Origin of the sequence: Streptomyces sp. NPDC049954 (assembly GCF_040656295.1) — a bacterium.
In the GTDB taxonomy this organism is placed as follows: domain Bacteria; phylum Actinomycetota; class Actinomycetes; order Streptomycetales; family Streptomycetaceae; genus Streptomyces.
This window is the reverse complement of record NZ_JBFALS010000032.1, coordinates 1-10,209: the sequence shown is the minus strand read 5'-3', so window position 1 is coordinate 10,209 and position 10,209 is coordinate 1. Positions and strand designations below refer to the sequence as shown.

General features: G+C 72.2%; 9 protein-coding genes and 1 pseudogene. 7 read left to right on the top strand and 3 right to left on the bottom strand.

Annotated features, from left to right (window positions below; genetic code table 11):
- Positions 1-99: 99 nt before the first annotated feature.
- On the bottom strand, positions 100-936 hold the full coding sequence (locus AB0J21_RS33485; RefSeq protein WP_363149950.1) for a maleylpyruvate isomerase N-terminal domain-containing protein: 837 nt from the start codon (positions 934-936) through the stop codon (positions 100-102).
- A 675-nt stretch (positions 937-1,611) separates the two neighbouring features.
- Between AB0J21_RS33485 and AB0J21_RS33480 the strand changes: the two genes are divergently transcribed.
- Positions 1,612-4,386: an AAA family ATPase gene (locus AB0J21_RS33480; protein ID WP_363149949.1), complete on the top strand. Its 2,775-nt coding sequence runs from the start codon at positions 1,612-1,614 to the stop codon at positions 4,384-4,386.
- Positions 4,387-4,554: 168 nt separating this feature from the next.
- On the opposite strand, the gene AB0J21_RS33475 is transcribed toward AB0J21_RS33480, so the two are convergent.
- Positions 4,555-4,731, bottom strand: a complete 177-nt coding sequence (locus AB0J21_RS33475; protein ID WP_363149948.1) for a hypothetical protein — start codon at positions 4,729-4,731, stop codon at positions 4,555-4,557.
- A gap of 364 nt (positions 4,732-5,095) precedes the next feature.
- On the opposite strand from AB0J21_RS33475, the gene AB0J21_RS33470 reads away from it, so the two are divergent.
- The 3 genes and pseudogenes from AB0J21_RS33470 to AB0J21_RS33460 form a co-directional block, all read left to right on the top strand.
- Positions 5,096-5,623 (top strand): SsgA family sporulation/cell division regulator, encoded by a 528-nt coding sequence (locus AB0J21_RS33470; RefSeq protein ID WP_363149947.1) that lies wholly within the window; start codon positions 5,096-5,098, stop codon positions 5,621-5,623.
- 326 nt (positions 5,624-5,949) lie between these two features.
- Positions 5,950-6,102, top strand: coding sequence for a hypothetical protein (locus AB0J21_RS33465; RefSeq protein WP_363149946.1), 153 nt, complete (start codon positions 5,950-5,952; stop codon positions 6,100-6,102).
- Between the two features lie 5 nt (positions 6,103-6,107).
- Positions 6,108-6,338 (top strand): annotated as a pseudogene (locus AB0J21_RS33460) (hypothetical protein); the annotation flags it as partial.
- A gap of 216 nt (positions 6,339-6,554) precedes the next feature.
- On the opposite strand, the gene AB0J21_RS33455 reads toward AB0J21_RS33460, so the two are convergent.
- Entirely contained in the window at positions 6,555-7,166 is a 612-nt protein-coding gene (locus tag AB0J21_RS33455; protein ID WP_363149945.1) for a GPP34 family phosphoprotein, read from the bottom strand.
- 1,010 nt (positions 7,167-8,176) lie between these two features.
- Here AB0J21_RS33455 and AB0J21_RS33450 point away from each other — a divergent pair.
- The 3 genes from AB0J21_RS33450 to AB0J21_RS33440 form a co-directional block, all read left to right on the top strand.
- Positions 8,177-8,401 carry a hypothetical protein gene (locus AB0J21_RS33450; RefSeq protein ID WP_363149944.1) on the top strand — a complete coding sequence of 75 codons (225 nt, stop codon included), beginning with the start codon at positions 8,177-8,179 and terminating at the stop codon, positions 8,399-8,401.
- A 125-nt stretch (positions 8,402-8,526) separates the two neighbouring features.
- Entirely contained in the window at positions 8,527-9,471 is a 945-nt protein-coding gene (locus AB0J21_RS33445) for an aromatic prenyltransferase (protein ID WP_363149943.1), read from the top strand.
- Positions 9,468-10,209 (top strand): class I SAM-dependent methyltransferase (locus tag AB0J21_RS33440; RefSeq protein ID WP_363149942.1); only part of this gene is annotated, 742 nt, incomplete at its 3' end. The genes AB0J21_RS33445 and AB0J21_RS33440, both read left to right, overlap by 4 nt.

Here is a 10,209-nt window from a genome sequence, read left to right as displayed (position 1 = left end):
CACGGCGACGATGCGGGCCTTGCCCGAGGCCGGGAGCCAGACGGCGCCGGGGCCGATGTACCCGACCGGGGCGCGGGCCGAGACGTTTCCGGGAGCCGGTCAGGTCACCGCCCTGCGCAGGAGGGAGAGTTGTTCAATGGCGGGGGAGGAGCCGTCCAGGACCTCCTCCAGCTCCGGCCCACGTCCCGCGAGGCTGTCCAGCGTCGGGCCCACCGCACCCGCGAGCTGCTCCGTCCCGTCGCCGGGCGCCCCCAGGACACGCAGGACGCCGTCGACCGCGGTCAGGACGTAGGCACCGTCGGCGCTTCCCTCCAGCAGAAGACGGGTGTGCACGTAGTCCTCCCGCCAGCTCGACGGGGCGGCGGCGCACAGCAGCCCGTACATGGTGGCCAGCCGCGTCTCGTTGGCCGGGTACTCCACGAGTTCGCCACGGGGCAGCACGACGTCCCGTTCGTGCATCCACGCGTCCCAGAACGTGTGGGCGGAGGCCACCGACCAGTTGAGTGTCCGACCCAGGGCACCCAGAGTCGTCTCCTCGGGGTCCGCCTCCGCCTTGGCCCGCAGCAGGCGTTCCTCCTCCCGCACGAGACGGGTCAGCTCCCGCACGGTGTCCTGGGGGCTCTCCCCGGACGACGCCTCCAGCCACTGCGTCGGCGTCACCACCGGGTCGAACTCCCGCGTGAGGCGGAACCCGGGAAACGGGCCACCGAGCTGGAACACGTGCAGCGCGGCCACGTCGCGGACATGGCGCACCACGTCGTGGACGTGCCACTGCGCGCACCGGGTGGCCGCGCCCCATGCCGTGTCGTCGAGACCGGCCACGTAGCTGAGGAAACGGGCGCGCTGACTCACGAACGCGTCGAGGACGGCGAACGGACCGCCGCTGTAACCGCTCAGCTCGTCGAGAACCCTGCTGGGTGGAGCATCGGACGTCATAGGGCAACCTCCATACCTTCGAGGGGCGCGACGGCCGCGCGCCTCTGCACATCTTCGCCGTCGCGGACGTCTCTTGGGAGGTCTTCGAACGAGCGGGCCGCGAACGGGAAGCCCGCGAACGGGCGGCGTCCGCCACAAGGGCCGAATCCTCCGAACGCCGCCCACAAACAAGCGATTTGACGGCATTCCGGATGACGAAGGAGATGCTGCACGCGCGGGTGTCCCGCCCCGCAGCCCGCAGGCGGAGAGGTGAAGCTCACCTCTCCCCGGCCGGGCGAGGACCCTCCGGGGAAAGATACGTGTGAACCTGTGGCCCGGCGAGGCACATTTCCCTCCTGGGGCGCGAAGATGGCAGTATCTCTGCCGTGACGCGCTCCGACGCACACCTTTCGCCCCGGGACACCCCCGGTATCTCCGCCACGTTTCGCGCGAGGGGCGTGCGACGTCGTGATCCGCCGCCGGCGCCGTCACCTGTTCAGCGAACCGCACCGTCCGCCGGATTTCACCACCCCTCGAATCACCGGAAACGGGACGTCAGAGTTCCGCGGCCACCACCAATGATGCGGGGAGCACGGCCGGAACCACCGGGCATCGCCGCGCCCGCGGGCCCGGTCCGCACGCGGGAGCACGAAAGTAACCGGGCCGGGCTGGGCCGGTGGTGAAAGGAGTGGGGCCGTGGAGTCGATCGTCAGGACCATGGTCGGCCGGAACGAGGAACAGGAAGCTCTGGCGCGGTTCGTGACGGCCCCCGAGGGGCAGGCACTCGTCCTCAGAGGCGAGACGGGGGTGGGTAAAAGCGCCCTGCTGGACCACCTCGCCGAACTGGCCCGTCAGGAGCACCGGGTGATCAGGGCCGCCGGAGTCGAGGCGGAGTCCGCGTTCCCGTTCGCCGGCCTGCACCAGTTCCTGTACCCCTTGCTGCCCCAAATCGACGGCCTGCACGAAGGCCGCCGAGCCGCGTTCGACGCCGTCTTCGGACGCGCCGACGGACGGCCCCCGTCGGTCATGGCGCTCGGCATCGCGGTCCTCGACCTGCTGGCCCTGGCGGCCTCGCGCCGGCCGCTCCTGCTGGTACTCGACGACGGCCAGTGGCTGGACCCGTCGAGCGCCGAGGTGTGCGGGTTCGTGGGCCGCCGGCTCACGGGCAGCTCCGTGAAGCTCGTGATCGGCCTGCGCTCCGAGGTCCCCTCACGGTTCGACACCGCCGCGCTGCCGGAACTGCCGGTACCGGCGCTGCCGGACGAGGCCGCGCGCCGGATGCTGGACCTGCGCCACCCCGAGCTGGACGCGCACACCCGCCGACTGGTCCTGGACGAGGCCCGGGGCAACCCCCTGGCCCTGCTGGAACTTCCCCCCTACGTGGCCGGCGGCCACCTGAGCCGCAGCGCCGAGGAGTTGCCCGGGAACCCCGGCGTCCCACTGCCCCGCCGGCTCCAGCACGTGTACGGCACCCGCATCGAGCGGCTGAGCGACACGGTGCGCGGGGAACTGCTGCGCGGCGCCCTGGACGGCGTCGGCACCGGGCCGGGAGGCGCCACCGGCCCACACGGCACGCGCTACCGCATGAGGGACACCGAGGAGGCAGCGGCGGCCGGCCTGCTGGACACCGACCCGGTCAGCGGCGACTTCCTCTTCCGGCACCCCCTGATACGTTCCACCGTCGTCCGGATGGCGACCCCCAACCAGCGGCGCGCGGCGCACGCCGCCCTGGCACGGGTGCACCGGCAGGACGTGGAGCGGCGCGCCACACACCTGGCGGCCGCCGCGATCGACCCCGACGAGCAGGTCGCGGCCGCGCTGGAGGCGGCGGCGGACTCGGCGATCCGGCGCGGTGGCGCGGTGGCGGCCGTGGGCTGGCTGACCCGGGCCGCGGAACTGAGCGAGAACCACGAGGACCGCTCCCGGCGGCTCGGTGACGCGGCGTTCGTCGCCGGGCACGCCGGGCTGCTTGACCAGGCCCAACGGCTCGTCCACTCCGACGCGGGCCCGGGCGGGAACCAGTCCCCGGCCTCGGTGCTCACCTCCGCCTACGTGGCGCTGTACGAGGACGGGGACGTGCGCTCCGCACCGCGCCAGGTCATGGCGGCGGTCGAGAACATGCGCGACGAGGCGACCGGGCAGCCGCCGGAGGACCTGAGCCGGCTCGTGAACCTCCTGCTCGCCATCAGCCAGTACGCGAGCGACCGCGCCGTCTGGGAGCGTACCCACGAACTGCTCGGCTCGATGGGCGACCTGGTCCGGCCCAGCTCGCTGATCTACCGGGACGCCTGGAGCGACGTGGTGCGCCGCGGCGCCGGGGTACGGAAGCGGGTGGAGGACGCCTTCGCCGACCTCCCGGCCATGGAGCCCTGGGACGTCACACGCCTGGCCGTGGCCGCCTACCACGTCGACACCCTCGGCCAGTACCGCCCTCACCTCCAGCGCACCGTGGACCGCGAGGTGCACACCGGGGCCGTCGCCAACGGCATGACCATGCTGCACCTGATCATGCTCGACCAGATGGCAGCGGGGGAGTGGGACGAGGCGGAGCGGACGGGACAGCGCGGGCTCGACCTGACGACGTCGCACGGCCATGTGCTGTTCGCCTACCACAGCCGGGCCTATCTGGCCCTGCTCGCCGCGATGCGCGGCCAGTTGGAGCGCGCCCGGGAACTGCAGGCCCTCGTCGACTCCTGGGCGCGTCCGCGCGGGGTGGGCTTCCTGACCCAGATCGCCGATGCCGTCGGCACGGCGGCGGCGCTCAGCGAAGGGGACTACGAGGCCGCCTACCTGTACGCGATCGGCATCACGTCTCCCGGGTCGTTCACGCCCGACGCGCACCAGGCCCCGCGCACCCTGCTCGACCTCGTCGAGGCCGCCCTCCACACGGGCCGCGCGCACGAGGCGCGACGGCACGCGCTGGCCGCGCGAGAGGCGGGACTGCCCGACATCTCGCCACGGCTGGCGCTGATCACCTACGGGGCGCTGGCGATGACCTCGCCCGACGAGAAGGAGGCCGTCGAGATGTACTCACGAGCCGAGAGCCGGCCGGGCGCCGCGTCCTTCCCCTTCGAGCTGGCCCGCATCCGCCTCGCCCACGGCATCCGCCTGCGGCACACCCAGGGCCCCAGGGCGGCACGGCAGTTGCTGAGCCGGGCCGCCGAGGCCTTCGAACGGCTCGGCGCCGCCGCCTGGACCGCACGAGCCCGGGCCGAACTGCGGGCCTCGGGTGTCACCGCCCGCGCCTCCTCGGCCCACCTGGCCTCGCTGACCTGGCAGGAGCGCCGCATCGCCGACCTCGCCGCCGGCGGCCTGACCAACAAGGAGATCGGCGAACGGACACACCTGTCACCGCGCACGGTCAGCTCCCACCTGTACCGGGTGTTCCCGAAGCTGGGCATCACCTCGCGCGCCGCACTGCGCGACGCCCTCGGCAAGGCCCCCGGGGACCAGGACAGCCAGGGCCTGTGAAGAGCCCCGCACGGGGGTGATGAAACAGCGCACAGGAAATACGCCCCGCCCCGCCCGGCGACGCGGAAGGGGCGCTGAAGCCGGCGCTACGTTTGCCACCGGCGCGCTCCTGCAGCTCCGTCAGCCGGTCCGGACCGGGCCGGGCGTTCCGTGGACGACGCTGCTCAGTCAGCTGTTGACGCACTCCCGCCCGCCCGGCGTGCACGGGCGGCGCTCCGCGGTGTCCGCGGTCGGCACGGCGGACTGCCGGCCCTGCCGTGCGCGCGTCATCACCAGCGCTCCCGGCCGGGCCAGGCACAGGGCCTCCGGCGCGGACGGGGCGCAGGTGACGTACACGGACACCATGACGTACGACTTTGACAGCGTGGAGGAAGGACGGAGCGCGTCCCGGGGCACAGGTCGGGTGCGCGGCGGCGCCGGAAGCCCCTGTCGCCTGATCGCCCGCGTCCAGTCGTGAACGGTTCGCGGTCCGCCGCGTGAAGGGGCGTGAAGCGCGGCTAGTCACCGGCCTAAGCGGTGACGTATGGTGGATGGGTGGCGCGCCCCCCGGGGCGTACCGAACGGCTCGGCGCGCCTTGCCGGACGGGCCGGGCTTCCGCAGGCCCCCGAAGCGGCACGCGTTCCTCCCCGTCAAGTGACGTATGCACCGGCCTCTCTCGCGGAGGAGGGTGGAGGCGTCGAGTCCGCACCACGGAAGGAAGTACTCGTCATGGACGGTCACCGACCCGATGCCGGGCCCCGGCGGGACGCGCCCCGGGACTCGTCGCCCGCATCACCCCCTGGCCCGCCCCCGCTGTCCCTGGAGATCCACCGGGTGCTCGACGGATTCGTCCGGCAGCCCATGCGCGCGGAGTTCCGGTTCGACCCGGCTCTGCCGCTGCTCGTGTCGCTGAAACTCGTGGTCGAACAGGGGCTGAGCGTGACCTGGCGTATCGGGCGTGAACTCCTGGACAAGGGCCTGCACTCGGTGAGCGGCAGTGGTGACGTCCGGGTGTGGACCGCCCGTTCCGGCGACCGGGTCACGGCGTGGCTGCTGCTCCTCGACGCGCGCGGTACCAGCGCCCTCTTCGAACTGCCCGTCCCACCACTGAAGGACTGGCTCGACCGCACCTATCGGGTCACGCCTCCCGAGGCGGAACTGGACGGACTGGACTGGGACTCCTTCCTCGCCGAGGTGCTCGACGCCCCCACCCCGCCGACCGGCTCGCACCGGTGCGCAGACCCCGGCGAGTCCTGAGACGTCACCACCTCGAAGGCGGCCCCGCACCACGGCCGTTCGGCGAGGTGCCCCCCGCCATCCCCATCACCGGCCAGACCGGAGCGGCGATCGTGCAGCAGGCCCGGAACAGCAGGGAGTCCAGCAGACGGCCCTTCTGGAGCGGCGCTCCCTGAAAGCAGCAACCCGGTCCTGTCGCGGTGGCGGTCCGCCCGCACTCGTGGCGGGACGCCCGCGCACCAGAACCCGGCCGTCGCGGCGCCCGACACGGCACCGGACGGGAGCGCTCCGTGCCGGGAGGCGCAAGGGACCCGGCCGGTCGCCGGCGCCGCAGCCGAGGAATGACGATGAACGATGTCATCCTCCGTACGGCCGCCACGCTCGGCACAGCCGTCCTCGCGGCCGTCCTGTCATGGACGGCGGCACCGGTCGACCCGGCGAGCGCGGACGCGTCCTACGGGTCGCCGCGACCGCGGCCCCGGCCGACCTCGCGGTCGTAGCGGCGGTGGCCTTCAGGAGCCGGCCCTCGCTCGCCCTGATCCTGACGTACGCGGCCCTCTTAGGCGTCTTCCTCGGAAGTCTTCTCGGCCACGGTGTCTACTCCGACCTGGTGTTCAGCCGCCCTCCCCGAGGAGGCCGGCCTCGGCTTCCGCAGCGGCGGCCTGGGAGCCCGTTCCTTGCCCTGCACTTCCGGCAGGTCGAGGACGCCATCGCGGACGGCGCCCCACCGGAGGAATCCTGGACGGAGGCCTTCGGCCTGACCGTGACCCTGGTGTGGCTCTACGCCGAAACCTGCGCCTGCTCACGCTCGTGCGGGAGAACGATGACGTCTACTGACCGTCACACCGCACCGGCCGGTGCGGTGGGCGCCGAGCGGGCGAAGCACCGGAGACCGGAAAGCCGGCCGTGCGAAGTGCGGAAGGGAAGGAAACCGGACACGTGTGAGGCGGCATCACAGGCCGGGACCGCGCCAGACGTTGTCGAACGCCTTCCGCTCGATGTCCCTGCGCTGCCGCTCCGCCTCCAGTTCCAGCACGGCGTCGCCGACGCCGGCCAGGACGGACGCCACGGTGTCGTCGGTGACCTCGGGGACATCCTGGGCGCGCTCACCGGGGACGCCCACGGCCTTCGCGAGGGTCACCAGGACCGGGTCCGCCGAAGACCACGACCGCGCCGCCTCGTTCCGGACAGCCGAATCCTTCAGGGCCAGGTCACCGGCCTGGAAGGGGTGCCCGCGCCGCCGTCGCCTGGTCAGCAGCCCCGCGGCTTCGAAGTCGGCGGTGTAGGCCTCGGCCAGCCCCTCGCCCCGGCGCCACAACCAGTCACCGACCGACTCGTACGGCTCCTCCCGGCGGAGCGATGCGAAAGCCCGCTCCAGCATCCCTTCGGCCGGGGCCGAAGGGCGTGCGGGCACGACGCGGTCCCCACGTACCTCGACCGCCCCGGCCCGAAACAGGTCGATCAGTTCGGCCCCGGCCAGCGCGAGCGACAGCTCACCGGACTTGACGGGGTGATCGCCGGCCCTGTCCATGGTGATCACAAGGAGGTTCCGCGGTGTGGTCATGAGGGCTGCACGTCCAAACGTCGGGATGGGCACCGTGGAGTGCCCCGTTGCCAAGGGCAGGGGACGAGACTGAACAAGTCACACGTTCATCAGCATACGGGGCCCGGCCGGTGAAGACCCGGAGCGGAACAGCCAATGGCGTGATCGGGCGTGCCCTGTCGAACCTGTCCCGCCGGACACGGCGCCCGTGAGCGGTCCGTACGAGACACGTACCGGCGCCAGGCGAAGGTTCGGCCGACCCCGGACAAGGGGCCGTCCGTCGAGGAGCACCGAGGAGATGTGAACAGTGAGGCCCCGAAACGTTTCCGGATCAGAGCCTCGTGGCTCGCCCAGAGCGCTGTGAGCGCAGAAGAACACAGATGAGGGGCGGCGCAGTTGTGTACCTTCAGGAAACAGGCCGATCCAGTCGTCACCGGCCGGGCCTCACCGTACCTTGCGCGAGGCGCCGGTGTAGCCGGGGGCGCGTAGGCGCAGAACTCGTAGGTGGCCAAGTCGCAGCCGCCGTCGCTCGCCGGCGCCGCGGCCGCCTCGGACGCGGCACCGGTCATGGTCGCGCCGACCGCCGCCAGACCCGTGGCCACTACCGCGAGGTCGCCCACCTGTCGGGGGACTCTGCAAGATCTCCCCCTTCCACCACTTGTCGAGCCTCGGCGAAGCCGACGACCGGGCGGAGATCCTGGGCATCGACAAGCCACCGGCGTAGCCGCGCCGGCCGCCAGACCCCGAACACCGGGGCCCCGGCGCTCTGGGCCCCCGCGGCTGATGCCGTGCCGGGCGCCGTCGTCCCCGAGGAACGGCTGAACCTCCGTATCACGACAGGCCAGTTCGCCGACTTCACGCGCGTCGCCTGGACACCCACGCCGTGTGCCGGCCCCTCGCTGCCAGCTCACCGGAGGGTTTCGGGACGACGGCCCGAGCGGGCCGGGGTCGTGCGGAGCGGGCGTGGACGGCCACCATCGGGCCGCAGGACATCCGGTTGCGCGTCGCGCGGCTCCCGCGCGGAGGAGGTCATGTACGACCGCGTCGGCACCGTCTTTCTCATCCCCCGCCACGGCTTCACCCGTGCCCCCCACCGCGTCATCGTCCTCGACGGCGGACACCTCACCGAAGACGGCGCCCCCGACACCCTCACGGAACACAATGGCGACCCCACGCTGCCATGGGACGACCTCAGGCACACCTACAGCGACCGCCAACACCCTGACGCCAATGCCCCTGCCCGCCAACGTTCCTGACGGCCGATGCGGCGGACGGTCCGGGAAAAGGCCACAAACGACCAGGCCCTCTCACACGTGTGTCCATATATAGTGAGTGCCGTCCATAGAGCCGTACTCAGCCGCCCTTCGTGGAAGAGAGCACCGTGCAGCACTCAACGTTCTCCCCGGCACGCTTCCTGGTGGACGTCCGCACCACCGCGGAAAGCATCGGGGCGCCCTACTCGGAAGCCGCGACCCGCGCCGTACTGGACGCGTACGGACCGGCGTTCCACGAGGGAGCCGTGCTGTGGCGGGCCACCGACCGGCCGGGCGACGGCCTCAACTACCGCTTCTACGCACGTCGCCCCATGGACACCGTCACCGTGGCCAGACAGGCGGGGTTCATCGCCGCCGACCACCCGCTCGGCGACCTTGTCCAGTCCTGGAACACGCTGTACCAGGGCACCCCGGAGCAGTCGTGCGACTTCGACGCGGAACGCGGACTGACGAAAACGTGGGTGTACCTGGGCGGCACGCGGCCGTTGGACGACGTGCTCGGCGTCGCGGGCGTCCCGCCCACTCTCCGCGAACTCGGCCCCGCCTTCCACGAACTGGGGCTGGACCACGTCCGGCACGTCTGCGTGGACTACGCCCACCGGACCGTCAACCTGTACTTCCGGGCACGCGGCCCCGTCACCGAGTCCCAGTGCGACCGCTTCACCGCCCTCGCGGGCGCCACCCCGCCGCAGGGCCCTCTCCTCGACGAGATGGCGACGTTCCTCTCCCAGGGCGCGTACACGTTCTCGGTGACCGTCGCCCCCGCCGACGGTTCCGTCGAAAGAGTCGCCTTCTACGCCCTGAAACTCCCCGAAGGACGCCGCCCGACGGTCGGCGACCGCCTCAACACCTTCTTCGAGACGGCCCCCTCCCACGATCCCGAGGAGATGAACGCCGTCGCCTGGTCCTTCGGTGCCGGAGGCGGGACGTACATCAAGGCGGAGAGAAGCTACTGCGGCGACCTGGTCGCTCTCATCAAGGGATGGAACACCTTCTTCAGCCAGTCGGACACCACCGACCCGATGCTCACGCCCCGGGGCGAGCACCGATGACCCACGGGAGCGGCCGGACGGACTCCGCCTACCTGCTGGGCCATTCGCCCACTGAAACGGACCGGCTGCTGCTCCAGGCCCGTCTGTACGACCCGATCACCGAGCAGGCGCTGCGCCTCGCAGGGCTCCGCCCCGGGATGCGGGTCCTCGACGTCGGCTGTGGTGCGGGGGACGTGACGTTCGTGGCGGCCGGGATCGTCGGACCCACGGGCGCGGTCACGGGCATCGACGCGGCCGAGGAGGTGCTCGAAGTGGCACGGGCCCGCGCCGCGCGCAGACGCGCCACCGCGTCCGGCCCGGAGGACGACATCTCCTTCCGGCGCATGACGCTGCCCGACGTCACTCTCGACGAACCGGTGGACGCGGTGATCGGCCGCCTGGTCCTCGGTCACCTGCCCGACCCGGTCACCGCACTGCGCCGCCTGTCCGGGCTGGTACGCCCCGGTGGGCTCATCGCCTTCCAGGACCTCGACAACTTCCCGCTGCGGGTGGAACCTCCGACGCCGCTGGCCGGAGCGGTCCTGACGGCGATCGCCGAGGCACTGACGGTCGACGGGGCCGGCCTCGGGGCGGGCGCACGCCTCCACACCCTGTTCCAGCGAGCGGGCCTTCCCCCGGCCGGGCTCTCCGCGACGACGCCGATGGGCACAGCGGAGGACCCCACCATCGTCCCCCTCCTCGTCCAGACCTACCGGGCCCTCTCTCAGGCGCCCCTCCCCGGCAAGAACCGGGCCGGCG

Excerpts from the sequence above, each read along its gene's own strand:
- AB0J21_RS33455 (WP_363149945.1), bottom strand. The coding sequence starts at position 7,166 with ATGACCACACCGCGGAACCTCCTTGTGATCACCATGGACAGGGCCGGC.
- AB0J21_RS33485 (WP_363149950.1), bottom strand. The coding sequence starts at position 936 with ATGACGTCCGATGCTCCACCCAGCAGGGTTCTCGACGAGCTGAGCGGT.
- AB0J21_RS33465 (WP_363149946.1), top strand. The coding sequence starts at position 5,950 with ATGAACGATGTCATCCTCCGTACGGCCGCCACGCTCGGCACAGCCGTC.
- AB0J21_RS33470 (WP_363149947.1), top strand. The coding sequence starts at position 5,096 with ATGGACGGTCACCGACCCGATGCCGGGCCCCGGCGGGACGCGCCCCGG.
- AB0J21_RS33475 (WP_363149948.1), bottom strand. The coding sequence starts at position 4,731 with ATGGTGTCCGTGTACGTCACCTGCGCCCCGTCCGCGCCGGAGGCCCTG.
- AB0J21_RS33450 (WP_363149944.1), top strand. The coding sequence starts at position 8,177 with ATGTACGACCGCGTCGGCACCGTCTTTCTCATCCCCCGCCACGGCTTC.